Raw genomic sequence first — 25182 nt, 5'->3', positions numbered from 1 at the left:
ATCTCGTCTATGGCACGCTCCGACGTCCTGGTCTCCACCGAATGGGCCGGGAACAATCTGAATACTCCTGGCGTGATATTCGTCGAGGTCGACGAGAACACCAGCGCTTATGACGACGAGGGCCACATCCCCGGCGCCGTCAAACTGGACTGGAGGGACGACCTGCAGGACGCCGTCAAGCGGGACTTCGTCGACCAGCAGCAGTTCTCGAAGCTGTTGTCCGACAAGGGCATCAGCAATGACGACACCGTGGTCCTGTACGGCGGCAACAACAACTGGTTCGCGGCATATGCCTACTGGTACTTCAAGCTGTACGGCCACTCCGACGTCAAGCTGCTCGACGGTGGCCGTAAGCGCTGGCAGCTCGACGCCCGCCCGCTGGTCAAAGAGACGCCCGGCCGTGCTGCTACGTCGTACTCGGCGAAGCCGCAGGACCACAGCATCCGCGCCTTCCGCGACGACGTGATCGCTGCGATCAACGTCAAGAACCTGGTCGACGTGCGTTCACCCGACGAGTTCTCCGGCAAGATCCTGGCCCCGGCTCACCTTCCACAGGAGCAGAGCCAGCGGCCCGGACACATCCCCGGAGCCATCAACGTTCCGTGGAGCAAGGCCGCCAACGAAGACGGCACCTTCAAGTCCGACGAGGACCTCGCCGCGCTCTACGCCGCCGCGGGCCTGGACGGCGAGAAGGAAACCATCGCCTACTGCCGAATCGGTGAGCGTTCGTCGCACACCTGGTTCGTGCTGCAGGAACTGCTGGGACACCAGAACGTCAAGAACTACGACGGCAGTTGGACGGAATACGGCTCCCTCGTGGGCGCCCCGATCGAGTTGGGAAGTTGATATGTGCTCTGCACCCAAGCAAGGACAGACGTTGCCGGCCGGCGTCGACCTGGAGAAGGAAACCGTGATCACGGGCCGCGTGGTCGACGGCGCCGGCCAGGCGGTCGGCGGGGCGTTCGTGCGTCTGCTCGACGCCTCCGACGAGTTCACCGCCGAGGTGGTCGCATCGGCGACCGGCGACTTCCGCTTCTTCGCCGCGCCGGGTACCTGGACCCTGCGTGCACTGTCACCCGCCGGCAACGGTGACGCCAGTGTCGCGCCGACCGGTGCGGGCATCCACGAGGTCGACGTCAAGGTCGCCTAGCGACGATCGAGGCGAGGTACGAGCCGCTGAGGAGCTAGGCACATCAGCCCCGCCTAGCGACGATCGAGGCGAGGCACCCAGAGCGCCGAGGGCTCTACTTAGGAACTAGACTCGTCGCCGTGGTGCTCTTCTTCGAGATCATGCTCGTCGCGGCCGTCGTGGTCATCACGTGGTTCGCGTTGTACACCCTCTACCGGCTCGTCACCGACGAGTCGTGACGTCCAAACAGGACGGTCCCGAGCCTGTCGTGCCGGGTTCGGGTGACCGGGCGGTCGCCGCGGCTGCCGAACGAGCGAAGACGACGGCGGTGCGCAACGTGCCGGCGTTCCAGGATCTGCCGCTGCCGGCGGATACCGCGAATGTTCGTGACGGTGCCAACCTCAGCGATGCGCTGCTGGCGCTGTTGCCGCTGGTGGGCGTCTGGCGCGGCGAGGGTGAAGGTCGCGACGCTGACGGTGACTACCGCTTCGGACAACAGATCGTGGTGTCCCACGACGGCGGTGACTACTTGAACTGGGAAGCGCGGTCCTGGCGGCTGAACGAAGACGGCGAATACGATTCACCGGGCCTGCGCGAGACGGGTTACTGGCGCTTCGTGACGGACCCGGCCGATCCGACCAGCCTCGATGAGACCCAGGCCATCGAACTCCTGTTGGCACATTCGGCCGGCTATGTGGAGTTGTTCTACGGCCAGCCGCTCAACCAGTCCTCGTGGGAGCTGGCCACCGACGCACTGGCTCGTAGCCGTTCCGGCGTGCTGGTCGGTGGCGCCAAACGGCTCTACGGGATCGTCGAGGGCGGCGATCTGGCATACGTGGAGGAGCGCGTCGACGCCGACGGCGGCCTAGTGCCGCACCTGTCGGCCCGGCTGACCAGGTTTGTCGGCTAGTGCACCGCCTCGGATACGCGGTGGCCGGGCTGGCCGCCGCGGCAGCACTGGTCTCCTGCTCGACGGAGAGCGGACCCCAACCGGCACCGACCTCGACACCACCCGAGCACGGCTCGTTCGCACACTGTCTCACCGACCACGGTGTGCCCCCGGCACCCGGTCCGGTAGCCGGGCCGCCGGCCGGAGTGGACGCCGGTACCTGGCAGAAGGCCATGACGGCATGTTCAGACTTGGCTCCCGGGCCAAGCTAACCGGTCACACCGCCGACACCTGACACTGGTTCGGGGGACGCCTCGCTGGTGCCGACACCTCCGCGGTAGCGGGATTTCCCGGTCTGGATATGGGGCGGCCCCCGAGCCTTGGATCCTGGTTGGACTGACCGAGAGGCTCGGGGGCCGGGTGACTGCGGGGAATTCGCCAGCGCGCGCAGGCAATTCACCCGGCACAGCTAGCGGGCAGCCACCTCACATGTCCATAAATCGATCAATTTGTCGGACCACCTCCTTCCCTGTGTACGAACGACCGTACCGTCATACCCGCACCGCGACAAGCGATTTACTCTCAGCGATCACTGACGATGGCCGCGTCCACCAACCCGGCCAGCTCGTCGTGAAGCGGCGCAAACGGTAACGGCTGCCCGTCCAGGGTGTGCACCCGGGCTGCCAGCGTGATGCTCGAGATGAGCCAAACCCCTTGTGCAGTAAGAAGATCCGCCGGCCGCAGCTGACGGTAGTCGCAGTCGTAACCCTTACTGCGGGCCACTTCGAACAGCGCCTGCTGGGTGGTTCCGCGCAGGATCGGGTACCACGGCGGCGGCGTGAGCAACAGCAGCCCACCTGATTCGTCGGTAGTCGCGATGACCACGGTGGACCGCGGCCCTTCCAGCAGATACCCGTCCGAGCTGACGAAGATCACGTCACCGGCGCCGTGGCGCGCAGCGTGCCGTAACGCGGCCATGTTGACGGCGTAGGACAACGTCTTGGCACCGGCCACCAGCCACGGCATGTCGGCCGCGCCGAGCGGCAGTCCCCGGTCCAGTGTGATTACCTCGACCCCGTCGCGTCGTGCACCGGCCACCCGGTCGGCCAACCCTCCGATGGTGACAAACGCCGTCGGCGCCCCGCCGCTCTCCCGGCCCCGGCTGTACACCAGACGCAGCACCCCGTCCCCGGCCTGATCCGACGAGTGCTCGGCGACCCAGCGCTGCACGCCGACGCCGACAGCGTTCCGCCAGGCCGGCAGGTCCGGCTCGGGCAGATCGAGCATCCGGGCGGATTGACCGAGCCGGGCCAGATGCGACTCCAACAGACATGGCCTGCCGGCACGAACCAGGAGGGTCTCGAAGACACCGTCGCCGCGCACCGCCGCCAGCTCGTCGGCGTGCAGGACGGGCGTGTCGGGGTCGTGGAGCTGCCCGTCCAGGGTGACCAGCACTGCTGGTTGACTCGCCATGGGGCCTCACCTTAGCGCCGTAGAGTTGGACCATGTCAGAAGCACTGACAGCAGTCCCTGCGCCCGACGGCAGCCCCGACGCCGGTGCGGTGTGGCACTACGGCGATCCCCTCGGCGAACAGCGGGCAGCGGCCCAGGAGTCCGTCGTGGTCGACCGGTCCCACCGGGCGGTGCTCACCCTCACCGGGAAAGACCGCCAGACTTGGCTGCACAGCATCTCCACGCAGCATGTCAGTGCGCTGCCCGACGGAACCGTGACAGAAAACTTGAGCCTGGATCTGCAGGGCCGGGTTGAGGACCACTGGATTCAGACAGAGCTCGGCGGCACCACGTATCTGGATACGGAGTCCTGGCGGGCCGAACCGCTGCTGAGCTACCTGCGCAAAATGGTGTTCTGGGCCGACGTACAGATCGAGCCCGCCGATCTGGCAGTGCTGTCCCTGCTGGGCCCGGCGCTGGCCGGCACGGCGGTTCTGAACGCGCTGGGGCTCGCTGCCCTGCCGGCCGAGCTGTCAGCGGCGCCCTTGCCCGATGGCGGTTTCGTACGTCGCCTCCCGTCCGGCACCATCGAACTGGATCTCGTGGTCCCCCGCGACCAGGCCGACGCCTGGAGCCAGCGCCTGCGGACAGCAGGGGTGCGGCCGGCCGGGATCTGGGCGTACGAGGCGCTGCGGGTGGCGGCGCGGCGGCCCCGACTGGGCGTCGACACCGACGAACGCACCATCCCGCACGAGGTCGGCTGGATCGGGTCTGCAGTCCACCTGGACAAGGGCTGCTACCGGGGCCAGGAAACCGTCGCGCGCGTACACAACCTGGGCAGACCGCCGCGGATGCTGGTCCTGCTCCAGCTCGACGGGTCCTCCGAACGTCCCGCCACGGGCGACCCGGTGACCGCAGGAGGCCGCACCGTGGGCCGGCTCGGCACCGTCGTCGACCACGTCGACGACGGCCCGATCGCGCTCGCCCTGCTCAAACGCGGGATTCCAGTCGACACCCAGCTCGTCACCGGTGGCGAGGTCGCGGTAGCGGCCGTCATCGACCCCGACTCCATGCCCGCGGCGGACACCACCGCAGGGGCCGGGCGGACCGCGGTCGACCGGCTGCGCAGCGGTACGTAACGGTTGTCACGGTCGTTCCAGGGCAGGGCCTGCCAGCACTTTGCCGCCGGGCACGGTAAAGTGTTGGCAGGACAATAAAGACACACAGATCGGAGCCGCCTAGCAAATGGGCCGCTCCGTTATTGCGCGAGGGGGTCCCCCCATGGGCCGCGGCCGGGCTAAGGCAAAGCAGACCAAGGTTGCACGTGAGCTCAAATACAGCTCACCGCAGACCGATTTCTCCCAGCTCCAACGTGAGCTGTCGGGTGGTCCCGATACCGAGGATGTAAACGATGACGCCGACGACTGGTCGAGCGAGGACGACTGGCGGCGCTGAGCTGACCAGCATCCCGGCCCCGCGGCAGCTTGGTCGCAGGGCCGGTCTCTTCTATCCGCGTAGAAAGTCGGCGCAGGGTTAGAAGCGTGGGTGCTGACCGACGAGTTGGGCGCGCAAACTGTCCTTTCCGCCCTTCTCGACGGTGCCCAGTGTCCAGCAGTTGAGGTGTCGCGCAGTCAGGATGGCCAGCGCACGGTCGGTGTCCTCCGGCGCGACGACGGCCACCATGCCGACACCCATGTTGAACGTCTTCTCCATCTCGGTCCGCTCGATGCGGCCCCGCTGGGCGATCATCTGGAACACCGGTGCAGGCGTCCACGTGCCGCGGTCCAACGTCGCGGTCAGCCCGTGCGGAATGACCCGTTCCAGGTTGCCGGCCAGGCCGCCACCGGTGACGTGGCAGAACGTGCGGACCTGGGTGTCGGCCGCAAGCGCAAGGCAGTCCTTGGCGTAGATGCGCGTCGGTTCCAGTAATTCCTCGCCGAGGGTTCGACCGAACTCCTCGACATGGCCCGCCAGGTTCATCCGGTCGATTTCCAGGAGCACCTTGCGGGCCAGCGAGTAGCCGTTGGAGTGCAAGCCACTGGAAGCCATGGCGATGATCACATCGCCCGGCTTGACTCGATCGGGTCCCAGCACGTCGTCAGCCTCGACGATGCCGACGCCTGTCGCGGAGATGTCGTAGTGCCCGGGCTCCATCAGTCCGGGATGCTCGGCCGTCTCGCCGCCGAGCAGCGCACAACCGGCCAGTACACATCCGTCGGCGATACCGGAAACGATGGCGCTGACGCGTTCCGGGACGGTACGCCCGACGGCGATGTAGTCCTGCAGGAACAGCGGCTCGGCCCCGCACACCACGAGGTCGTCGACCACCATCGCGACCAGGTCCAGTCCGACGGTGTCGTGCTTGTCCATGGCTTGGGCCACTGCCAGCTTCGTGCCGACACCGTCGGTCGAAGAGGCGAGTACCGGCTCGCGGTAGCCGCCGCGCAGTGCGAACAGCCCGGCGAACCCGCCCAGACCGCCCCGCACCTCGGGACGAGTCGCCTTGGCGGCGAGTGGTTTGAAGAGCTCGACGGCGCGGTCACCGGCTTCGATGTCCACCCCGGCCGACGCGTACGAAATGCCCTTTTGCTCGGCGATGCCGTGCTGTGCGGCGCCTTTAGTCATCGCAAACAAGGCTACCGTCCCAGAGGCCGGGCGCGTACAGCGGCGGCATCGTCAAGGCCGCGCCGGCCGCCTCAGGGCCTACGCAACGGCGAGGCGTTGTCGTTGTCCGCCTGCAGCGAGATACCGGTACGTACCGCGGTAACTTTTTCGCTCCTCGCGTGCGCGGTGGCTTCTTCGCTCCTCGCGTACGCGGTGGCTTTTTCGCTCCTCGCGTGCGCGGTGGCTTTTTCGCTCGCGTGCGTAGTGGCCAGCATGTGCTCGATCACGTTTTTACCGAGCGCGCTCTCACCAGGAAGTTCAATCGGGTAGTTGCCGTCGAAACAGGCCGAACACAACCGGGTAGCCGGCTGCTCGGTGGCGGCGATCATGCCCTGCAGGGAGACGTAGCCCAGGGTGTCGGCACCGATGGCGTGCCGAACAGCCTCGAGCATCTCGCCCTCGTGCTCCTGGGGTGCGGCGTTGGCAATCAACTCCGCCGGGGTGGCGAAGTCGATGCCGTAAAAGCACGGCCACTTGACCGGCGGTGACGCGATCCGAACGTGCACCTCGACAGCCCCGGCTTCCCGAAGCATGCGGATCAGGGCGCGCTGCGTGTTGCCGCGGACGATCGAATCGTCGACGACGATGAGCCGCTTGCCCCTGATCACCTCTCTGAGCGGGTTGAGCTTGAGTCGGATACCCAGCTGCCGGATGGTCTGCGAAGGCTGGATGAAGGTGCGGCCCACATAGGCGTTCTTCATCAATCCCTGGCCGTACGGGACGCCCGACTCCTGGGCGTACCCCACCGCTGCAGGGGTGCCCGATTCCGGTACACCGATCACCAAGTCGGCGTCGATGGGGTGCTCACGGGCCAACCGACGACCGATGTCGACGCGGGTCGCGTGCACCGAGCGGCCGACCAGTGTGCTGTCCGGGCGGGCGAGATAGACATATTCGAAGACGCAGCCTTTGGGCTCCGGGTTGGCGAAGCGGGTGGAACGAACTCCGTCGGCGTCGATGGCCAGCAATTCGCCTGGCTCGATATCACGGACGAACGACGCACCGACGATGTCGAGGGCCGCCGTCTCGGACGCGACCACCCAGCCGCGGTCGAGTCGGCCCAGCGACAACGGCCGGACCCCGTGCGGGTCGCGGGCAGCGTAGAGGGTGTTCTCGTCCATGAAGGTCAGACAGAAGGCGCCGCGCACCGTCGGCAGCAGCTCGAGCGCGGCCTGCTCCAGGGTGGCGTCGGCAGCGCCATGGGCTAGCAACGCACCCAGGATGTCTGAATCCGTCGTGGCCGCGGGGCCACCCCTGGTGTAGATGAGGCCCGCTTCGCGCGCCCGTCGGGCGAGTTCGGCGGTGTTCACCAGGTTGCCGTTGTGCCCGAGGGCTACCCCGGTGCCGGCCGCGGTGTTACGGAAGACGGGTTGGGCGTTCTCCCACGTGGTGGAACCGGTCGTCGAATAGCGGCAGTGGCCGACGGCGACGTGGCCCGGCATCGCGGCCAGGGTCTGCTCGTCGAACACCTGGCTGACCAGGCCGAGGTCCTTGAACACCAGGATCTGCGAACCATCGGAAACCGCGATGCCCGCGGCTTCCTGGCCACGGTGCTGCAGTGCATACAGGCCGTAGTAGCTGAGCTTGGCGACGTCCTCGCCAGGGGCCCACACCCCGAATACGCCACACTCCTCGCGCGGTTCGTTTTCGTCGAGTTCCTGACCAGTCACGATAGGGCTGCTCCCAGGGCGGCGGTTGGTGAGATAACCGAGTCTACGGTCCAGGCGGGCCCGAAACGGAATCGAATGGCCGCTGTGATACCGGTAATGTGCAACAACGCACCCGACGATTGCATTTCCGGCCCGTCCTCAAAGGCCCGGCTGACCGTCCCTGATCTGCCGAGATCGCCTTATCGACGAACCACATGCCAACGGCATAGACGGATTTCGTGACGCATCAATATCTCCGAAATTCTCCGAGAAGCCCGGTGCCGGTCCCGCCGATGCCGTCGCAGAGCCTTGGCCGCAACCACGGCCGGAGGTGACGAAGATCGCATTCCGGTTCTGCTTCCTGTACTTCGGCTGTGATGTGGCAGATGGTTCTGCCCGAATCCGGCGCTGAGCCGGGTCGGCAGCCACGTCTTCGAGGTCCAGGCGGTACCGCACCTCCGGCGGGCGGGCACCGTGGAGGTGCCCGCCGGCTTGCTGTCGTTCTTGCCGTGCACCGCGCACCCTGGGCGCGCTGATCGGCCTGGCTCAGGTGTTCCTGTCACGCATGACCTCGAGGTCCCCGTCAAGATCCGGTCCGGACGCCTGGTGGCGATGAGCCTGGTGGTGCTACTCGCGCCGCAGCTGCGCCCCGCTGACGAATCTGTTTGTCCGACAACGTCTGATGACTCTCGATCAGGTCAACCTGGGTGATTCACCCTGTGTAACAAGAGTTTTCACCGAGTGCAGAAGATCCGTATTCTCGTTGAGCGTCACAGCGCGACCAGTGGAAGCCACCGCGCGACCTCGGTGGCCCGCGAACCCGACAACTGCACGGCCCCGGCGACGTCCTCGAGCGATCGCAGTCCGGTGGCCAGCAGCAACCAGGTGCGCGGATCGGTTTCGACGACATTCGGCGGTGTGCCCCGGGTGTGCCGCGGGCCCTGGATGCACTGCACCGCGACGAACGGTGGGATCCGCACCTCGACGCTGGCGCCTGGTGCGAGTCCGGCCAGCGTGCGCGCGGTGAGCCGCACCGCGTCGGCCAGTTGGCCACGCGCGGGTGCAGGTGCGTCAGCGTTCCGCAACCAGTCGGCCACTGCGGATACGGCGGCCCGGGTCTTCACCGGATCGGCACTATCGCGGGCTGCCATACCTTAGTGTCTCAAAGTGTTTGCCGGTCGCCACAATCCGCCCTACCGGGCGGTCGGCACCGCACTCCTGGCGGTCGTGGCACTTGTTCTGACGTTGATCGTGCTGCAGTTCCGGGGCACTTTCGAGCCGAAAACACAGCTGACTCTGTTGTCCTCGCGCGTCGGTCTGGTGCTGGACCCCGGGTCCAAGGTCACCTACAACGGAGTACCGATCGGCCGGGTCGCGCGCGTCGGCACCGTCAACGGCGCCGGAGCACGCTCAGCGGCAGTCGCCGCCGTGCCCACCGTGACCAGGGCAGCCGCGACAGCACCCCAGCGCAGACCCCGCCACACCGCGGTCGGGCGCAGGCCGGTTGGGTGGCGGGTGACTGCGAGGAGACCGGTTCCAAGAAGCGCCCGCAGCGCGGACTGCCAGCGGGCCGGTAGCCGCGGGTCCACCAGACCGCTCCACGCTATCAGCCCACCAGCTGACAGCAGAGCATGTATCTGGTTGGCGCGCATCAGTTTTCGGGGCCGTCCTCGGCGCTGGTCTTCTGCAGCGCGATCCGGATACGGTCGGTGTCGTGCGGCGTCCAGCCGGTAGGCGGCGCGACCGCGGCCCAACCGTCCAACATCGATTCGCCATAGTTGTGCCCATGTCCGGCGGGCACACCCGAGGCGTTGGTCATATCCGCGGTGACCTGCCAGAACGTGATGATCGGGTACCACCGCATCGACGCGGTGCGGTCCCGTCCCGGCGGCTCGACCAACCAATCCGGCCGGGAGAACAGCAGATCCGTCGACCACCAGACGATCGGATCGGACGGATGCTGCAGGAACAGCACCCGCGTCCCCTCCCAGGGGCCGGCGGTGTCAGCCGCGATGTCGCCGGGGTCGACGGCTTCGGAGAACCGGACCGTCCGGCCGTTGTCGTAGCGCGGTCTGACCGCGGGGGTGCCTGGGTCACGGCGCACCAGCAGGCCGTGCCAGAGCGTGCTCGCATCGGGCGGCCCCACCCACAGCACCGCGGAGAACCCCATCCTGGCGATGTCGGGCAGCCAGGAGAACGCACCTTGGCCGGCCAGCGATCCCAGGCTTTCGCCGTAAAGCACCAGTTCGGGCCGGTGGTCCGGAGGCAGTTCCGCCCAGCGTGCGTGAATGGCATCGATCATCGCTCGTCCGGAGTCCACTGATTTCTGCCGGTCCGCGATGAACGAAATCCAGCTCGGCAGATACGAATACTGCATACCGACCGTCGCGGTGTCGCCGTTGTACATCATCTCCAGCGCCCGTACGGCGACCGGATTGACCCAGCCGGTACCCGTCGTAGGAACGATCACCAGCACCTTGCGGTCGAAGGCGTGGGTGCGCTCAAGTTCACTGAGCACCACGGCAATTCGCTGCTGGTCGGTGTCGGCGGTGTGCAGTCCGGCGTAGACGCGGATGGGCTCCTTGGCGGGTTTTCCGTTGAGCTTGGTCAATTCGTCGACATGCGGGCCGGTGGCAACGAAGTTGCGACCCTGAAATCCCAGCGTATCCCACGGCGCGAAAGAGTCTGGGCTGCCTGATCGTTCACGTTCGGAGGGTTGGCTGACGCCCTCGCGGGTGGTGGCGTTCTGCGGCTGGAAAACGCGACCCGCCCCGGCCAGAAACCCGCGGTAGAGCACGCCATTGACCAGCATGACGACCAGCACCACCACGATGGCGGTGCCGATGAATTGAGCGACTTCACGGTGCAGATGCCAACGCCGGACCAACACGCGGGCCACCAGCCGCACCGCGTCCCGCAACACCCGCGCGGTGGAAATCAACGCGGCGGCGACTGCGGCAGCGATGATCAGGGTGCGCAGATAGCCTGCGGTATCCGGTCCTTCGATACCCATGACGGCCGACACCTGTCGTTGCCAGACCGCAGCGGGTCCCACCATCAGTATGCATGCTGCGATGGCCCCGCTGACGACGACGGCCTTGAGGCCATACAGCACCCGCTTGGCCGGAGGCCACCAGGTTCGACGTCGTAATACGAAGCGGTACAAGATTTTTCCGAGCACAACGCCGATGCCATAGCCGATCGCGGCGTTGATCCCACCGATCAGTCCGGCGAACAGCCAGTCCCTGGGCAGCAACGACGGTGTGAGCGAGAGGCAGAAGAACAGGGCGCCAACGGCTGCGCCTGCGAAATCGAGCCGGACCAGCCCCCAGGCCCAGACCAGTAATGGGTGTCGGTTTGTGGTCCGCTCAATCACCCGAACAACCCGGGCAGCACGCCCTCCGACGTGCTCCGCAGCTCGGACAAGGTGACGCTGAACTGGCCCTGCACTTCGACCGAGTCGCTGTCCTGGTCTGTTACGCCGATCCGGGTCACCGGCAGGCCCCGCGCCTCGCACATCGACCGGAACCTGCTCTCCTCGGTGCGTGGTACGGCCACCAACACCCGGCCCGCCGACTCGGAGAACAAGAAGACGAACGGAGCGCTGCCTTCCTGAAAGCCTTCGGGAAGGATTACGCGGCAACCGGTTTCACCTGCCAGAGCCGCTTCGACAACGGCCTGGATCAGGCCGCCTTCGGACAAGTCGTGGGCTGCGGAGATCAGCCCGTCGCGCGAGGCGGCGACGAGCACGTCGGCCAGCAGCTTTTCGCGCTCCAGGTCGACCTTCGGGGGAACCCCACCGAGGTGGTCGCCCGTGACCTGTGCCCAGATCGACCCGTCGAACTCATCGTGGGTATCGCCCAGCAGGAGCAGTGTTTCGCCGGGCTCGGCGCCCAGACGCGTAGGGATACGTCGGTGCACATCTTCCAATACACCGAGCACACCGACCACCGGGGTCGGCAGGATCGCGGTGGTCCCGGTCTGGTTGTAGAAGCTGACATTGCCACCGGTCACCGGAATACCCAGAGCCGCACAGCCATCGGCGAGGCCGCGCACCGCCTGGCTGAACTGCCACATCACGCCCGGGTCCTCGGGAGACCCGAAGTTGAGACAGTTGGTCACCGCGACCGGCGTGGCGCCGGTGACGGCGACATTGCGGTAGGCCTCGGCCAAGGCCAGCTGCGCACCGGTGTAGGGGTCGAGCTGGGTGTAGCGGCCCGACGCGTCGGTGGACAACGCGATGCCGCGGCCGGTTGTCTCGTCGATGCGCAGCACGCCGCCGTCGGCATGCTCGGCCAGCACGGTGTTGCCGCGCACGTAGCGGTCGTACTGCTCGGTGACAAACGCGCGGCTGCACAGGTGCGGGCTGCCGACCATGGCGAGCAGGGTCTCCCGCAACTCGTCGCCCGTCTTAGGGCGGGGCAGCTTCGCCGAGGTGTCGGCGATCAGTGCGTCCTGGGTGTCGGGGCGGGCCACCGGACGCTGGTATATCGGGCCCTCGTGGGCCACGGTGCGCGGCGGTACGTCGACGACAGTCTCGCCGTTCCAGGTGATTTGCAGCCGGTCGCCGTCGGTGACCTCGCCGATGACGGTGGCCAGCACATCCCACTTGCGGCACACCGCCAGGAACGCCTCGACGTTCTCCGGGGTGACCACCGCGCACATCCGTTCCTGCGATTCGCTGGACAGGATCTCCGCCGGGGTCATGTTGGCCGCGCGCTGCGGTACCCGTTCCAGCTCCACGTGCATACCGCCGTCCCCGGCGGAGGCCAGTTCGGATGTGGCACAGGACAATCCGGCGCCGCCGAGATCCTGGATACCGACCACCAGGTCAGCCGCGTAGAGCTCAAGACAGCACTCGATGAGCACCTTCTCGGTGAACGGGTCACCGACCTGCACCGCGGGCAGCTTCTTGCGCGATTTCGACGGTCCAGCTCCGCCTCCGGCTTCGTGTCCGGCGGAGTCGTTCTCCTCGTCGCCGCCGAAGGTCTCGGACGCCAGCACCGACACACCGCCGATACCGTCGAGACCGGTGCGGGCACCGAACAGGATGATCTTGTTGCCCGTGCCCGACGCGAACGCCAGGTGCAGGTCCTCTTTGCGCAGCACGCCCACGCACAGTGCGTTGACCAATGGGTTGCCCGCATAGGACGCGTCGAAGACGGTCTCGCCGCCGATGTTCGGCAGGCCGAGCGAGTTGCCGTAGCCACCGACACCGCGCACCACACCGTCGAGCACGCGGCGGGTGTCGGGCGCGTCGGCCGCGCCGAAGCGCAACTGGTCCATCACCGCGACCGGGCGGGCACCCATCGCCATGATGTCGCGCACGATGCCGCCGACACCCGTCGCCGCGCCCTGGTAGGGCTCGACGTAAGACGGGTGGTTGTGGGATTCGACCTTGAACGTGACGGCCCACCCGTCGCCGACGTCGACCACACCGGCGTTCTCGCCGATGCCGGCCAGCATGCCGGCACGCATCTCGTCGGTGGTGGTCTCACCGAAGTACCGCAGATGGACCTTGGAGGACTTGTAAGAGCAGTGCTCACTCCACATCACCGAATACATCGCGAGTTCGGCATCGGTGGGACGCCGGCCCAGGATGTCCCGGATCCGCTGGTACTCGTCGTCCTTGAGGCCGAGTTCGCGGTAGGGCTGGGGGTGATCGGGGGTGGCGGCGGCCCGCTGCACCGAGTCAATGTCGTGGGTGAGCTCAGACGTCACGCGCTCAGCTTAGTTTGTGATCGCTGGTAGGCGCGCGCAGCCGCCGGTGCACCGGCTCCGTGGATGATCACGCTGCCCAACACCGCGATGACCAGCACCTGCACCACGGTGTTCTCGGCCACCCCGTCCAGGGCGTTGAAGGCCAGCAGTCCGAACACGATCGAGGTGGTACCGCGGGGTCCCAGCCAACCGAGCAGTAGCCGTTCGGGCCAGTTGACGGGTGAGCCGAGCATCGCCAGCAGCACCGTGCCGATACGCACCAGCGTCAGCACGAGCAGACAGAACAGGACCATCCCCCACGGCACGCCATAGCCAAGTGCCAACACGGCGGTAAGGCCGAACACGAACCACATTCCCGACGCCAACAGGAATCCCACGTCGTCGACGAGTTCAAGTTCGGTGGTGAAGGTCGGTGAGGCCCGGAAGTAGTTGAACGCTATGCCGCAGACGAAGGCCGAGACGAAGCCGTTGCCGCCGATACCGAGGCTGGCACCGAACGACAGCAGCGGGGCGGTCACCAGGATCAGGCGTTTGGCCTGGCCCGTCATCAGGCCACGGCGTTCAGCGGTGTTGGCCGCCACGGCCAGCACGGCGCCGACGACGGCGCCGACGAGAAGCGCCTTGCCTGCCTCGGGGACGGCCCTGGCCAAAGCATCGAGGGGGTTCTCGGCTTCAGTGCGGTCCGAGGCGAGCACCAGCGCGAAGATGAACAGCGGCGACACGATGCCATCGTTGTAGCCGGCCTCGACATTGAGCAGTCCCCGCACGCGCTCGGGGATGCGGTCGTCACGCAGCAGCGACGATGTCGGCGCGAAATCGATCGGTACCACCACGCACGCGATGATCAGCAGCACGGCCCACGGTAGTCCCGGCAGCAGCCACAGTCCCAGTAGCACAGAGGCGGCCAGGCCCAGCGGCATGGCGATGAACAGCAGCCGCAGCGCCGAACGTGGGTCTGCGCCGAGATAGCCGCCGCGGACATCAGTGGCATCGACGAAAAGCAGTACCGCAAGGATTATTTCGGCGATGTGCTGGGCGGCGACGGCATTCAGGGTCGACGCCACCGTATCCCGGGTGGTGAGGCCGACCGCAATCCCGGCCAGTACCAGCACCATCGGTGCGGTCAGCCGCAAACGCTCGAAGCCACGCGAGAAGAGCGACCAGCCGGCCAACACCACCGAGACCGCGACAAGCGACAACAGCATGGCCGGAATCCTGCCAGGAACACCGATGCCTCGGAGCGTGTCACGGCCGACCTTGGGTCAGCCCGGTGACAGAAACGCCTGCAATGCCGCCGAGTAGGCAGCGACGTCATGCGCGCCCATGAACTCCCGGGCGGAATGCATGGCCAGCTGGGCCGCTCCGACGTCGACAGTGGGGATGCCGGTGCGGGCCGAGGTCATCGGCCCGATCGTCGACCCGCACGGTAGATCGGCGCGGTGCTCGTAACGTTGCAGCGGGACACCCGCCTGCTCGCAGGCCAGTGCGAAGGCCGCCGCGGTGCGGCCGTCGGTGGCGTAGCGCAGATTCGGCTGCACCTTGAGCACCGGACCGGCATTCACCGCGATGTGGTGGGACGGCTCGTGGCGCTCGGGATAGTTCGGATGGGTGGCGTGCGCCATGTCTCCCGACGCGACCATCGACCCGGCCACTCGGCGCAGGTAGTCCTCGCGGCTGCCCCCAGCGGCCAACGTGATGCGTTCCAACACGGTCGGCAGTAACTCGGACTGAGCCCCATGGTCCGAGGTGGACCCCACCTCTTCGTGATCGAACAATGCCAGCACCGGTATGTGATCGGCGCCGGCCGCGGCGAGGAAGGCCTCCAGGCCTGCATAGCAGGTCACCTGGTTGTCCAGCCGTGGCGCACTGACGAACTCGTCGTCGACGCCGGTGACAGCCGACGGCGTCGTGTCGTGTGTCATCAGGTCGAAACCCAGCACGTCAGGCTCTGCGACCCCGGCCCGCTCGGCCACGAAGCCGATGAAGGACCGCGGCCGCTCCCCCACGGCCCACACCGCGTTGACGTGCCGCTGCGGGTCCGGGCTGACGCCCTTGCGGTCGTCGGAGAGGTGAATCGCCAGCTGCGGCACCCGCAGAATCGGGTCGTCGACACGGATCAGGCGGTGTTCGATCCGGTTGCCGATACGCACGGCCAGGCGACCGCTGATGCCGAGATCACGGTCCAGCCAGGAGTTCAGCCACGCGCCGCCGTAGGGCTGCAGCGCCACCATCTGCCAGCCGGCGACCAACAGGTCTGGATGCTGCTTGACGCGCAGATTAGGGCTGTCGGTGTGGCCACCGACGATGCGAAACGGCGCGGCGGTCCCGACGTCCCCGGAACGCCACGCCACCAGCGAACCAGCTCGCACCGTGAAGAACCGGCCGCCCGCCGGCCACGCATCGGTTTCGGCCAATTCGGTGAAACCCGCATGGATCAGTCGTTGTGCGGCATGGGCACACACGTGAAACGGGGACGGCGACGCGTCGATGAACTCACACAGACCAAGGGGGCTAGCTGCCATATCTCCATCTTGGCCTGGATTTCCGGGCGGGCCGCGCTAGGGTCCTGGTGTGCCCGCACCACAGCCGCAGCCGGTTCTGGCCCCGCTGACACCTGCTGCCGTGTTCATGGTCTCGACTGTCAAGGAAGGTCAGGAGGCTGCCGTTCATGACGCCCTGACCGATATCTCGGGCCTGGTACGGGCAATCGGGTTCCGCGACCCCACCAAACATCTGTCGGCGGTCGTGTCGATCGGTTCCGACGTCTGGGACCGGCTGTTCTCCGGCCCGCGCCCGGCCGAACTACATCGCTTCGTCGCCCTCGACGGTCCGCGCCATCACGCCCCGGCTACTGCCGGAGATCTGCTATTCCACCTGCGGGCCGAGTCCATGGACGTGTGCTTCGAACTCGCGACCAGACTTGTCGATGCGATGGCCGGCGCCATCACCATCGTCGACGAGGTGCACGGATTCAAGTTCTTCGACAACAGGGATCTGCTCGGATTCGTCGACGGCACCGAGAATCCGAACGGGCCGGTGGCCACCAACGCGAGCCAAATCGGCGATGAGGACCCTGATTTCGCCGGCGGCTGTTACGTACACGTGCAGAAGTATCTGCACGACATGGCATCGTGGAATTCGTTGTCCGTCGAGGAACAGGAGCGGGTGATCGGACGCACGAAACTCGACGACATCGAAATGTCCGATGCGGTGAAGCCACCGAATTCGCACCTCGCCCTCAACGTCATCGAAGACGCCGCGGGCAATGAGCTGAAGATCATCCGGCACAACATGCCGTTCGGCGAGATCGGCAAGGGTGAATTCGGCACGTACTACATCGGCTACTCCCGCACTCCCAGCGTCACCGAGCGAATGCTGCAGAACATGTTCATCGGCGACCCACCGGGCAACACCGACCGGATCCTCGATTTCTCCACGGCCGCCACGGGCGGCTTGTTCTTCAGCCCCACCATCGACTTCTTGGATGACCCACCGCCACTCCCGACTGCGGCGGACCGGGAAGAAGAGTCGCCACCCGTTTCGGTCGTGGAGCCGGTGGCGAGTAGAAGAGACCCCTCACTTGCGATCGGCAGCCTGAAAGGAACACTGCAATGAACAACCTGTACCGCGAGCTGGCTCCGATCACCGAGTCCGCTTGGGCCGAGATCGAAACCGAGGCGACCCGCACGTTCAAACGCCACATCGCCGGACGTCGGGTGGTCGATGTGACCGGGCCGACCGGCCCGGTGGAGGCGTCCCTGAGCACGGGTCATCTGCTGGACGTGGATGCACCTGCCGACGGTGTGCAAGCCGATCTGCGAGCCAGCCAACCGCTGGTGCGGTTGCGCGTGCCGTTCACGGTGTCACGCACCGCAATCGACGATGTCGAACGCGGTGCCCAGGATTCCGACTGGGATCCGGTCAAGGATGCCGCCAAGAAGCTGGCATTCGTGGAGGACCGGGCCATCTTCGAGGGCTACGGCGGCGCATCCATCCAAGGCATCCGCAGCGCCAGCTCCAACCCTGCGCTGGCCCTGCCCGACGATGCCCGCGAGATTCCCGACGTGATCGCCCAAGCACTTTCAGAGCTGCGACTGGCCGGCGTCGACGGCCCCTACTCGGTGCTGTTGTCGGCAGCGACCTACACCAAGGTCAGTGAGACGACGGCACATGGCTATCCCATCCGCGAACACCTCAGCCGCTTGGTCGACGGCGACATCATCTGGGCGCCCGCGATCGACGGTGCGTTCGTGTTGTCCACCCGCGGTGGAGATTTCGACTTGCACCTGGGCACCGACGTGGCCATCGGCTACCTGTCACACGACGCGCAAAGCGTCCAGCTGTACATGCAGGAAACCCTGACGTTCCTGTGCTACACCGCCGAAGCATCGGTGGCCCTCACGGCCTGACCGTCCCGTTCCGTTGCACCCCTCTGCAACCCTTTTGCACCGCGAGCGCGCGTGTCTGCTCCGCGACACGCCGCTCGCGGTCGGCATTTTGCGCACGCTCGCGCTGATCGAGGGTGGTGTCTACGCGAGCCGTACCGCGGCAACAGCCGTCAGGCAGTGAGAACCGCGTCCAGCGCGGAGTAGAACAGGCCTAGGCCGTCATCGGATGGGCCGGTCAGCGCTTCGGTGGCGTGTTCGGGGTGCGGCATGAGGCCGACGACACGACGGTTGGCCGAGCAGACGCCGGCAATGTTGCGCATAGAGCCATTGAGGTTCTCCCGGTAGCGGAAGACCACGCGGTCGTCGCCCTCCAGTTCGTCGAGCACCGCCTCGGAGGCCACATAGCGTCCTTCCCCCGATTTCAGCGGGACCAGCAGATCGGCGCCCGGCTCGTAGCGCGTCGTCCACGCCGTCGAGGTGGATGCCACCTCCAGCCACACATCGCGGCAGACGAAGTGCAAGCCGGCGTTGCGGGTCAACGCGCCGGGCAGCAAGCCCGCCTCGCACAGCACCTGAAAACCGTTGCAGATGCCCAAGACCGGCATCCCCTTCTCCGCCGCGGAGATCACCGAACCCATCACCGGAGCGAACTTGGCGATCGCGCCGCAGCGCAGGTAGTCACCGTAGGAGAAGCCACCGGGCACCACGACGGCGTCGACGCCGCGCAGGTCCGCGTCGGCGTGCCAGAGGCTGACGGCTTCGGCCCCGGCCAGCCGCACCGCGCGGGCGGCATCGATGTCATCGAGGGTGCCGGGGAAGGTGATGACGCCGATTCTTCCCGCCGCTGCGCTCGCGGTCACGAATCCTCCCGGCTCACCGCGAAATCTTCGATCACGGTGTTGGCCAACAGGGATTCGGCGATCTCGGCCAATGTCTCGTCGGCCACGGAATCGTCGACCTCGAGCTCAAAACGCTTACCCTGCCGAACATCTGAGATACCCGCATGCCCGAGGCGACCGAGGGCCCCGACAATGGCCTGCCCCTGGGGGTCCAGGATCTCCGCTTTCGGCATCACATGCACAACCACCTTTGCCACGGCGCACACTCTACCGGCACGACCCGATGTAGGCGTCGCACAGTGGCCTGGTCATCGCATCGAAGACCTGGCTATCGGGAATCGTGGGCCACGGAACCTGCGGCGGGGTCGTTGACCACATGGCGAGCTCCACCACAGTGCTGTTGCGGATATCGGCCAGCAAATACTGATGGAGCACCCGGTTGCCGTCGATGCTGAGCACCGCCGCGAGTTGACCGGGCACATCGGTGGTGATCGACGGAGAGCTCTGCGGGGCGGTCAGCTGGCAGGCCCGCAGCGCGCCGGCCGCCAGCCGGATGACCCCCAGCGCGATGTCGGCGCCGCGCCAGGTCTCTCCGCGCCAGTGCACCACCTGCGCCTGCACCTGCCACTGGTCCGCGGGCTGTGGGATGAGGGCGCGGGCACTGACGGCGTACCCACGCGCATCGCCGGGCAGCGGCGGCGTCGCGCAGTCTTCCTCGAACCGGAATCGTGGGCTCACCGTCGCCACCGCCAGCACCGATGGTTCGCGCCAGTGATAGTTGCGATACAGCGGAATGTCCGCGGCGGCGATCCATGCGGAGGCGGGGATCTGGTCGCACATCGGTGGGCAATCGGCGGGCTGTGACGAGGCGGGTCCCGGCGTCGCGGCCAGCCCGAAGACCGCGAGCAGCATCGCTCCGATCATCCGCATGATTGCAGCCACCGAAGGCAACAATATAGGTATGCAATTGACGCATTTCGGACATTCCTGCCTGCTGGCCAGCATGTCGGACACCACGGTGCTGTTCGACCCAGGCAATTTCTCGCACGGATTCGAGGGCATCACCGGACTGTCGGCGATCCTGATCACCCACCAACACCCCGATCATGCCGATCCGGCCCGGCTGCCCGCGCTCGTCGAGGCCAATCCGCAGGCCTCGCTCTACGCCGACCCGCAGACCGCCGCCCAGCTGGGCGAACCGTGGCAGGCCGTGCAGGTCGGCGACCGATTCCAGGTCGGCAACATCACCGTCCGCGGGGTTGGCGGCAGGCACGCGGTGATCCACCCGGAAATCCCGGTGGTCGACAACATTTCGTACCTACTGGGCGACGACGAGCACGCCGCGCGGCTCATGCACCCGGGTGACGCGCTGTTCGCGCCCGGCGAACCGGTCGACGTGCTGGCCACCCCGGCCGCTGCGCCGTGGATGAAGATATCCGAGGCGGTCGAGTATCTGCGCGCGGTGGCTCCGGCCCGGGCGGTCCCGATCCACCAGGGCATCATCGAGCGCAACGCGCGCGGCATCTACTACGGGCGGCTCAGCGAGATGACCTCCACCGATTTCCAGGTACTCACCGAGGAGACCGGCACCGAGTTCTGACGGGGCTGCTAAGCAGCGTCGGCGAGGATCGGATCAGCCTTCCACCGATACACCGCGGGCACGCTGTTGTGCAGCAAAGCCAGGTCGATGGCGTCGAGCATGGCCTGACGCGGACCGGGCCTGCGCAGATGACGCGCAGCCACCGCAACGCGCACCACGCCGGCGCGACGCGCGGTGCGCTCAGCAGCCAGGACCAGCGTCCGGCACCACCACGGCTCGGTGAGAAAACCCTCGCCGATTCCGAGCACCCGGGCCCGCAACGTCGTCTGGCGGACCAGGTCGGTAACCCCGCTAAGTCCGATCAGCAGCCGAAAGCCGTTGCGTGGCAAGGCAATCACAGTGCCCTGCGACACCGTCCAGCTCGGCGCGGCAAACAGCCTGGTACGCAAGCCGAGGTGTTCGAGCACCCGGTCGGCGCCCATGATCCGCAGATTGGCCTCATGCGCGGGCAGACTGGCGAACTCACCGCGACGCTTCTTGGTGGCAGCCTCGTCGTACCCGTGCAAGACCACCGCGTCACCGGCTGCGCGGCGGGCTGCCAGCCACTGCACGGTAGGGGCGTCCCGGTCCAGCCGGTATCCGCCCTTGAGCCGCGGGGCGACCAGAAGCGAAGCGGGCACGCCGCGGCTGTCGAGCTCGGCGCAGAACGATTCCACGTCCGCCAGCGTGCGATCACTGATCTGTGAGATCGAGACGAAGAGTTGTCCGGTCACCTAGCCAGTGTGACAACGTCATATGACGCAACGGTTGCCGGCAATCTGACGCAAAATGTCGATTCGGCTATCCGTCGAACAGGATCAGGCCCAATCGCTCCACGGTGGCGATCGGGTCGACGGCAGTGTCGATCGCATCATTGAGCCACAGCAGCGAAAAGCCGTGTACCAGCGACCACGCGGCCAGCGCCGCCGCACCGGGGTCGGCATGCGCTTTGGGGTCAGCGAGGGTTGCGACGCCGCGGTCGAGTTCGGCCCGCGCCGCCGCGGCCGCCGCCGCAAGTTCGCCGTTGCTCTCGTCGAAGAGCGACTTGTCGAACATCACCGCGTAGTGGCCGGGATGCTCCAGCGCGAACCGCACGTAGGCCTTGGCGGCATCGACGAACTGCGGTCGAGCGTCGGTCAACGCGGCGGCAAGCAACCGGAAGCCCTCGGTCGCGAGGGCGGTGAACAGCCCGCGCCGGTCGGTGAAGTGATGGGCCGGCGCGGCGTGCGAAACCCCGGCGGCGCGGGCCAACTCGCGCAGCGAGACCCCGTCGGGCCCGCGCTCCGCAACCAGCGTCGCGGCCTCAGACAGGATCACGGCCCTCAGATCACCGTGGTGATAGCTCATGTCGCGATCATAGCCGCAATCTTGACACCGACCAGATAGGCGGTATCGTCAAACTAGACAGTGACAAGATTGGGGTGTGCAATGGTCGTGCTCCTGACATTGATCCTGGGCAGCCTGACGGCACGGATCCTCGGCTGGTTGGGTATCGATTACGTCGACACCTGGCCGAAGGCGGTCGCTGTCGGCCTCGCAGCGATGTTCACGATGACGGGTGTCGCCCACTTCGCGGGTCCGCTACGCGCCGACATGATCGCCATCGTCCCGCCGCGACTCCCCGCACCGGCACTGCTGGTGACCATCACCGGCATACTGGAGTTGGCGGGTGCCGTCGGCCTGTTGTATCCGCCGACTCGCGTGGCCGCAGCAGTCTGCCTGTTCCTGTTGATGCTGGCCATGTTCCCGGCCAACGTCTACGCGGCCCGGATGCCGAACCCGCCGAAGTCGATGACCTCGCGGTTAGGCCTTCGGACCGGCGAAGAGGCTGTCTACCTGGCCGCCGCCATAGTTGTCGCGGTCTGCGGCGGCCAGTAGCCAGGCGTACTGGAAGGCCGTCTCCTTCCACCGTTCGTAGCGGCCGCTGATCCCGCCGTGGCCGGCGACCATCTCCGTCTTCAACAGCACCTTGTGCGCGTCGCTCGCCGAATCGTCCTGGACATGACGCAGCGCCGCAACCCATTTCGCCGGTTCGACGTAGTACACCCGGGTGTCGTTGAGCGAGGTCATCGCCAGGATCGCCGGGTAGTCGCGGGCCGTGACGTTCTCGTACGGGGTGTAGGACTTCATGTAGGCGTAGACCTCGGGGTCCTCCAACGGATTTCCCCACTCGTCCCACTCGGTGACGGTCAGCGGCAGCGACGGGTCGAGAATGGTGGTGAGCGCGTCGACGAATGGCACTTGAGCCAGGATCCCGGCGAACAACTCCGGCGCCATGTTGGCGACCGCACCCATCAGCAAGCCGCCGGCGCTACCCCCGAGCGCGACCAGATTCTGCGGCCGGGTCAGGCCGGAATCGACGAGATGCTGTGCCACCGCGATAAAATCGGTGAAAGTGTTCTTCTTCTCCAACAGCTTCCCGTGCTCGTACCAGGGCCGCCCGAGCTCACCGCCGCCGCGCACGTGCGCGATGGCGAACACCATGCCGCGGTCCAGCAGGGACAGCCGCGCAATCGAAAACCGCGGGTCTTCGCAGGATTCGTAAGCGCCGTAGCCGTACAACAGTGTGGGGGCAGGGAATTGCAGGCCGGCCCGATGGATGATCGAGATCGGTACCCGCGCACCGTCGGGTGCTGTCGCCCAATCACGGCGCTCCACATAGTCTTCCGGCCGATAGCCGCCGAGCACCGGCTGCTCACGGAGCAGCGTACGGTGACCGGTCGCGAGATCCAGGTCGTAGACCCTGGCCGGGGTGACGAAAGACGTTGCAGCGATCCGTAGTTTGGGCGTCGACCAGTTGGGGTTGCCGCCCAGGCCCGCGGCGGTCAGTTCGGAGTCGAAGGTCAGCTCCTCAGCCCTGCCGTACCCGCCGTTGGCGTTCACCGGCCACAGCTGGATCTTGGGTAACGCGTCGCTGCGGTAGCTGACCACCAGGAACCCGTCGAACGCATCGACGGCATCGAGTCGCACGTCGTCGCGGTGATGGATGAGGGTATGAAAGTCGTTGGGGTCGTTGACCGGTGCCTCGACGAGCGTGAAGTTCTCGGCACCGTCGTTGTGCAGGACGAGGAACCGGTCCTCGCCCCCGATGATGGCGTGCTCGACGGAGTATTCGACCAGATCCCGTCGCTCCCACACGGGGATGAACGGCGCGAACGGATCGTTGGCATCCGCATAGCGAACTTCCGTGGTGACCGCGCTGCCTGTCGCGATGAACAGGTACTTGTTGCTGCGGCTGCGTCCCACGCCGACCCAGAACCGTTCGTCGGGTTCGTGATAGACCTTCTCGGCCGGCAGCCCGGCGCCGAGGCGGTGGCGCCACACCGTATCGGGCCGCCAGGCATCGTCGACGGTGGTGTAGTAGACGGTCTTGTTGTCGGCCGCCCAGGTAGCGCCGGAACCGATGCCGACGATGGTGTCGTCGTACTCCTCACCGCTCCGCAGATTCCTGAACCGCAGGGTATACCGCTCGTCGCCCTTCACGTCGACCGAGTACGCCAGCACGTCGCCGTCCAGGCTCACCGAGGCTGCGCCGAGCGCGAAGTAGTCGTGACCGTCGGCTTCGACGTTCTCGTCGAGCAGCACCTGCTCACCGGGTATGTCGGTGTGCTCGTCGAACTCGGGCGGGGTCCAGTCGTCAGGGTCCGTGACCGGACAGCGGCAATGCACGCCGTATTGCTTGCCCTCGAAGGAGCGGGCGTAGTACCACCAGTTGTCGCGGCGGATCGGGACCGACAGGTCGGTCTCCTTGGTGCGGGCCTTGATCTCGTCGAAGATCTTCTGCTGCAAGGGTTCCAGATGCTCTGTCGCATATGTGGTGAACGCGTTCTCGGCTTCGAGATGGGCGATCACCTCGGGATCGTCCTTGTCGCGCAGCCATTCGTACGGGTCGATGAACACATTGCCGTGGTACTCGCGCCGATGGTTGGCACGCTTGGCAACGGGTGGAGTCACGGGCTGATTCATGCGCTGATCCAATCGGCAAAGCGCAGGCCCGAAATCCGTTCGTACGCCTCGATGTAGCGGTCCCTGGTCGCCGCCACGATCTCATCGGGCAGCGGTGGCGGTGGGGTCCCACCGTGGCGGTCCCAACCCGATTCCCTGGTCAGCCAATCCCGCACGAATTGCTTGTCGAAGCTCTCCTGGACCACGCCCTGGCGGTACGAGTCCGCGCGCCAGTACCGCGACGAGTCCGGAGTGAAGACCTCATCGGCCAGCACCACATCGCCGTTCTCGTCGACGCCGAACTCGAACTTCGTGTCGGCGATGATGATGCCTTTGGTCAGCGCACGATCGGCGCCCTGCAGGTAGGTCTGCAGCGTGCGCGCCTTCAGCTGGTTGGCCAGCACCGGGCCCACCAGATCGATCACCTGGGCGAACGAGATGTTCTCGTCGTGCTCACCCAACTCGGCCTTGGTGGCCGGCGTGAACAACGGCTCTTCGCACTTGCTGGCCTCGCCCAGTCCGGGCGGCAGCGGGATACCGCACACCGAGCCCGTCTTCTGATAGTCGATCAAGCCCGATCCGGTCAGGTAACCGCGTGCCACGCACTCGACCGGCAACATCTTCAGCTGCCGCACCACCAGAGCGCGGCCCAGCACCTCCTCGGGGATGCGGGGATCATCCGGCGGGCCCGCGAGGTGGTTGGGTGCCTCGACGTGGTCGAAGAAGAACACACTCATCGCGGTGAGGATTCGGCCCTTGTCGGGGATCTGCGAGTCGAGGATGTGGTCATAGGCCGAGATCCGATCGGACGCCACGAACAGCAGGTGGTTTTCGTCGACTCGGTACAACTCGCGGACCTTGCCGCTGGCCAGGTGCTGGTACTCGGACAGAGCGGGACGCATCGGGTCAGCCTATGTGTTGGGATCT

General features: G+C 66.5%; 26 protein-coding genes and 1 pseudogene. 11 read left to right on the top strand and 16 right to left on the bottom strand.

Translation table 11 applies throughout. The annotated features are described in order from the left end of the window. Positions 1-9: 9 nt before the first annotated feature. The 4 genes from H276_RS0106535 to H276_RS0106515 all read left to right on the top strand — a co-directional run bounded on the left by H276_RS0106535 (position 10) and on the right by H276_RS0106515 (position 2290). Positions 10-846 carry a sulfurtransferase gene (locus H276_RS0106535; protein ID WP_019970503.1) on the top strand — a complete coding sequence of 279 codons (837 nt, stop codon included), beginning with the start codon at positions 10-12 and terminating at the stop codon, positions 844-846. A gap of 1 nt (position 847) precedes the next feature. Then, on the top strand, positions 848-1150 hold the full coding sequence (locus tag H276_RS0106530) for a DUF1416 domain-containing protein (RefSeq protein WP_019970502.1): 303 nt from the start codon (positions 848-850) through the stop codon (positions 1148-1150). Positions 1151-1364: 214 nt separating this feature from the next. Continuing rightward, the gene (locus tag H276_RS0106520; RefSeq protein ID WP_019970501.1) at positions 1365-2039 is read left to right on the top strand and encodes an FABP family protein; all 675 of its coding nucleotides are present in this window, start codon (positions 1365-1367) and stop codon (positions 2037-2039) included. After that, positions 2039-2290 carry a hypothetical protein gene (locus tag H276_RS0106515; protein ID WP_019970500.1) on the top strand — a complete coding sequence of 84 codons (252 nt, stop codon included), beginning with the start codon at positions 2039-2041 and terminating at the stop codon, positions 2288-2290. Before H276_RS0106520 ends, H276_RS0106515 begins: the two co-directional genes overlap by 1 nt. Positions 2291-2600: 310 nt before the next feature. Here the strand turns inward: H276_RS0106515 and H276_RS0106510 are convergent, their stop codons facing one another. Beyond that, a complete protein-coding gene (locus H276_RS0106510; RefSeq protein WP_019970499.1) occupies positions 2601-3491 on the bottom strand; it encodes an aminodeoxychorismate lyase in 891 nt (296 codons plus the stop codon). Positions 3492-3535: 44 nt separating this feature from the next. Between H276_RS0106510 and H276_RS0106505 the strand changes: the two genes are divergently transcribed. Both H276_RS0106505 and H276_RS23900 read left to right on the top strand, forming a co-directional pair. Beyond that, positions 3536-4609, top strand: coding sequence for a folate-binding protein YgfZ (locus H276_RS0106505; RefSeq protein ID WP_026356656.1), 1074 nt, complete (start codon positions 3536-3538; stop codon positions 4607-4609). A gap of 142 nt (positions 4610-4751) precedes the next feature. Continuing rightward, on the top strand, positions 4752-4925 hold the full coding sequence (locus tag H276_RS23900) for a DUF3073 domain-containing protein (protein ID WP_019970497.1): 174 nt from the start codon (positions 4752-4754) through the stop codon (positions 4923-4925). Positions 4926-5003: 78 nt separating this feature from the next. Here the strand turns inward: H276_RS23900 and purM are convergent, their stop codons facing one another. The 3 genes from purM to H276_RS0106485 all read right to left on the bottom strand — a co-directional run bounded on the left by purM (position 5004) and on the right by H276_RS0106485 (position 8934). After that, entirely contained in the window at positions 5004-6095 is a 1092-nt protein-coding gene (gene purM / locus H276_RS0106495; protein ID WP_019970496.1) for a phosphoribosylformylglycinamidine cyclo-ligase, read from the bottom strand. A gap of 71 nt (positions 6096-6166) precedes the next feature. After that, positions 6167-7804 carry an amidophosphoribosyltransferase gene (purF, locus tag H276_RS0106490; protein WP_019970495.1) on the bottom strand — a complete coding sequence of 546 codons (1638 nt, stop codon included), beginning with the start codon at positions 7802-7804 and terminating at the stop codon, positions 6167-6169. 749 nt (positions 7805-8553) lie between these two features. Next, complete coding sequence (locus H276_RS0106485) at positions 8554-8934, bottom strand: sterol carrier family protein (RefSeq protein WP_019970494.1); 381 nt, start codon at positions 8932-8934, stop codon at positions 8554-8556. Positions 8935-8950: 16 nt separating this feature from the next. On the opposite strand from H276_RS0106485, the pseudogene H276_RS23895 reads away from it, so the two are divergent. Further along, positions 8951-9199: pseudogene (locus tag H276_RS23895) on the top strand (MlaD family protein); the annotation flags it as partial. On the opposite strand, the gene H276_RS22660 reads toward H276_RS23895, so the two are convergent. The 5 genes from H276_RS22660 to H276_RS0106460 are packed head-to-tail and all read right to left on the bottom strand — an operon-like array spanning position 9130 to position 16026. Beyond that, on the bottom strand, positions 9130-9435 hold the full coding sequence (locus H276_RS22660) for a hypothetical protein (RefSeq protein WP_019970493.1): 306 nt from the start codon (positions 9433-9435) through the stop codon (positions 9130-9132). The pseudogene H276_RS23895 and the gene H276_RS22660 sit on opposite strands and share 70 nt — an antisense overlap. Further along, positions 9435-11159, bottom strand: coding sequence for an alpha/beta-hydrolase family protein (locus tag H276_RS0106475; protein WP_019970492.1), 1725 nt, complete (start codon positions 11157-11159; stop codon positions 9435-9437). The genes H276_RS22660 and H276_RS0106475 overlap by 1 nt, the downstream gene beginning before the upstream one ends. Beyond that, positions 11156-13504, bottom strand: a complete 2349-nt coding sequence (gene purL, locus H276_RS22655) for a phosphoribosylformylglycinamidine synthase subunit PurL (RefSeq protein WP_019970491.1) — start codon at positions 13502-13504, stop codon at positions 11156-11158. Before purL ends, H276_RS0106475 begins: the two co-directional genes overlap by 4 nt. Next, positions 13501-14709: a cation:proton antiporter gene (locus tag H276_RS0106465; RefSeq protein WP_019970490.1), complete on the bottom strand. Its 1209-nt coding sequence runs from the start codon at positions 14707-14709 to the stop codon at positions 13501-13503. The genes purL and H276_RS0106465 overlap by 4 nt, the downstream gene beginning before the upstream one ends. 57 nt (positions 14710-14766) lie before the next feature. Continuing rightward, positions 14767-16026, bottom strand: coding sequence for a M18 family aminopeptidase (locus tag H276_RS0106460; protein WP_026356655.1), 1260 nt, complete (start codon positions 16024-16026; stop codon positions 14767-14769). Between the two features lie 106 nt (positions 16027-16132). Between H276_RS0106460 and H276_RS0106455 the strand changes: the two genes are divergently transcribed. After that, complete coding sequence (locus H276_RS0106455; RefSeq protein WP_231376622.1) at positions 16133-17119, top strand: Dyp-type peroxidase; 987 nt, start codon at positions 16133-16135, stop codon at positions 17117-17119. After that, on the top strand, positions 17116-17913 hold the full coding sequence (locus H276_RS0106450; RefSeq protein WP_019970487.1) for a family 1 encapsulin nanocompartment shell protein: 798 nt from the start codon (positions 17116-17118) through the stop codon (positions 17911-17913). Before H276_RS0106455 ends, H276_RS0106450 begins: the two co-directional genes overlap by 4 nt. A gap of 149 nt (positions 17914-18062) precedes the next feature. Here the strand turns inward: H276_RS0106450 and purQ are convergent, their stop codons facing one another. From purQ to H276_RS0106435, 3 genes are read right to left on the bottom strand one after another with little or no spacing between them, the layout of a single operon-like run. Next, on the bottom strand, positions 18063-18752 hold the full coding sequence (gene purQ / locus H276_RS0106445; RefSeq protein ID WP_019970486.1) for a phosphoribosylformylglycinamidine synthase subunit PurQ: 690 nt from the start codon (positions 18750-18752) through the stop codon (positions 18063-18065). After that, positions 18749-18988: a phosphoribosylformylglycinamidine synthase subunit PurS gene (gene purS, locus H276_RS0106440; RefSeq protein ID WP_019970485.1), complete on the bottom strand. Its 240-nt coding sequence runs from the start codon at positions 18986-18988 to the stop codon at positions 18749-18751. Before purS ends, purQ begins: the two co-directional genes overlap by 4 nt. Before the next feature lie 10 nt (positions 18989-18998). Continuing rightward, the gene (locus tag H276_RS0106435; RefSeq protein WP_019970484.1) at positions 18999-19661 is read right to left on the bottom strand and encodes a hypothetical protein; all 663 of its coding nucleotides are present in this window, start codon (positions 19659-19661) and stop codon (positions 18999-19001) included. A 31-nt stretch (positions 19662-19692) separates the two neighbouring features. On the opposite strand from H276_RS0106435, the gene H276_RS0106430 reads away from it, so the two are divergent. Beyond that, positions 19693-20331, top strand: a complete 639-nt coding sequence (locus tag H276_RS0106430; RefSeq protein ID WP_026356653.1) for an MBL fold metallo-hydrolase — start codon at positions 19693-19695, stop codon at positions 20329-20331. Positions 20332-20339: 8 nt separating this feature from the next. Here H276_RS0106430 and H276_RS0106425 read toward each other — a convergent pair whose 3' ends face one another. After that, complete coding sequence (locus H276_RS0106425; RefSeq protein WP_019970482.1) at positions 20340-21044, bottom strand: DUF2334 domain-containing protein; 705 nt, start codon at positions 21042-21044, stop codon at positions 20340-20342. A gap of 67 nt (positions 21045-21111) precedes the next feature. Continuing rightward, positions 21112-21657 carry a TetR/AcrR family transcriptional regulator gene (locus H276_RS0106420; RefSeq protein ID WP_019970481.1) on the bottom strand — a complete coding sequence of 182 codons (546 nt, stop codon included), beginning with the start codon at positions 21655-21657 and terminating at the stop codon, positions 21112-21114. Between the two features lie 81 nt (positions 21658-21738). On the opposite strand from H276_RS0106420, the gene H276_RS0106415 reads away from it, so the two are divergent. Next, complete coding sequence (locus H276_RS0106415; RefSeq protein ID WP_019970480.1) at positions 21739-22188, top strand: DoxX family protein; 450 nt, start codon at positions 21739-21741, stop codon at positions 22186-22188. Here H276_RS0106415 and H276_RS0106410 read toward each other — a convergent pair. Both H276_RS0106410 and H276_RS0106405 read right to left on the bottom strand, forming a co-directional pair. Then, on the bottom strand, positions 22114-24276 hold the full coding sequence (locus H276_RS0106410; protein WP_019970479.1) for a S9 family peptidase: 2163 nt from the start codon (positions 24274-24276) through the stop codon (positions 22114-22116). The genes H276_RS0106415 and H276_RS0106410 overlap by 75 nt on opposite strands. Next, positions 24273-25157, bottom strand: coding sequence for a phosphoribosylaminoimidazolesuccinocarboxamide synthase (locus H276_RS0106405; RefSeq protein WP_019970478.1), 885 nt, complete (start codon positions 25155-25157; stop codon positions 24273-24275). Before H276_RS0106405 ends, H276_RS0106410 begins: the two co-directional genes overlap by 4 nt. Between the last annotated feature and the right edge of the window lie 25 nt (positions 25158-25182).

This window comes from Mycobacterium sp. 141 (assembly GCF_000382405.1).
Classification (GTDB): Bacteria; Actinomycetota; Actinomycetes; order Mycobacteriales; family Mycobacteriaceae; genus Mycobacterium.
Note: the sequence above shows the minus strand (reverse complement) of the source record. Positions and strands in the feature narration are given on the sequence as shown.

Excerpts from the sequence above, each read along its gene's own strand:
- H276_RS0106535 (WP_019970503.1), top strand. The coding sequence starts at position 10 with ATGGCACGCTCCGACGTCCTGGTCTCCACCGAATGGGCCGGGAACAAT.
- H276_RS0106530 (WP_019970502.1), top strand. The coding sequence starts at position 848 with ATGTGCTCTGCACCCAAGCAAGGACAGACGTTGCCGGCCGGCGTCGAC.
- H276_RS0106510 (WP_019970499.1), bottom strand. The coding sequence starts at position 3,491 with ATGGCGAGTCAACCAGCAGTGCTGGTCACCCTGGACGGGCAGCTCCAC.
- H276_RS23900 (WP_019970497.1), top strand. The coding sequence starts at position 4,752 with ATGGGCCGCGGCCGGGCTAAGGCAAAGCAGACCAAGGTTGCACGTGAG.
- purM (WP_019970496.1), bottom strand. The coding sequence starts at position 6,095 with ATGACTAAAGGCGCCGCACAGCACGGCATCGCCGAGCAAAAGGGCATT.
- H276_RS0106485 (WP_019970494.1), bottom strand. The coding sequence starts at position 8,934 with ATGGCAGCCCGCGATAGTGCCGATCCGGTGAAGACCCGGGCCGCCGTA.
- H276_RS22660 (WP_019970493.1), bottom strand. The coding sequence starts at position 9,435 with ATGCGCGCCAACCAGATACATGCTCTGCTGTCAGCTGGTGGGCTGATA.
- H276_RS0106465 (WP_019970490.1), bottom strand. The coding sequence starts at position 14,709 with ATGCTGTTGTCGCTTGTCGCGGTCTCGGTGGTGTTGGCCGGCTGGTCG.
- H276_RS0106460 (WP_026356655.1), bottom strand. The coding sequence starts at position 16,026 with ATGGCAGCTAGCCCCCTTGGTCTGTGTGAGTTCATCGACGCGTCGCCG.
- H276_RS0106455 (WP_231376622.1), top strand. The coding sequence starts at position 16,133 with ATGGTCTCGACTGTCAAGGAAGGTCAGGAGGCTGCCGTTCATGACGCC.
- H276_RS0106450 (WP_019970487.1), top strand. The coding sequence starts at position 17,116 with ATGAACAACCTGTACCGCGAGCTGGCTCCGATCACCGAGTCCGCTTGG.
- H276_RS0106435 (WP_019970484.1), bottom strand. The coding sequence starts at position 19,661 with ATGCGGATGATCGGAGCGATGCTGCTCGCGGTCTTCGGGCTGGCCGCG.
- H276_RS0106430 (WP_026356653.1), top strand. The coding sequence starts at position 19,693 with ATGCAATTGACGCATTTCGGACATTCCTGCCTGCTGGCCAGCATGTCG.
- H276_RS0106420 (WP_019970481.1), bottom strand. The coding sequence starts at position 21,657 with ATGAGCTATCACCACGGTGATCTGAGGGCCGTGATCCTGTCTGAGGCC.
- H276_RS0106415 (WP_019970480.1), top strand. The coding sequence starts at position 21,739 with ATGGTCGTGCTCCTGACATTGATCCTGGGCAGCCTGACGGCACGGATC.
- H276_RS0106410 (WP_019970479.1), bottom strand. The coding sequence starts at position 24,276 with ATGAATCAGCCCGTGACTCCACCCGTTGCCAAGCGTGCCAACCATCGG.
- H276_RS0106405 (WP_019970478.1), bottom strand. The coding sequence starts at position 25,157 with ATGCGTCCCGCTCTGTCCGAGTACCAGCACCTGGCCAGCGGCAAGGTC.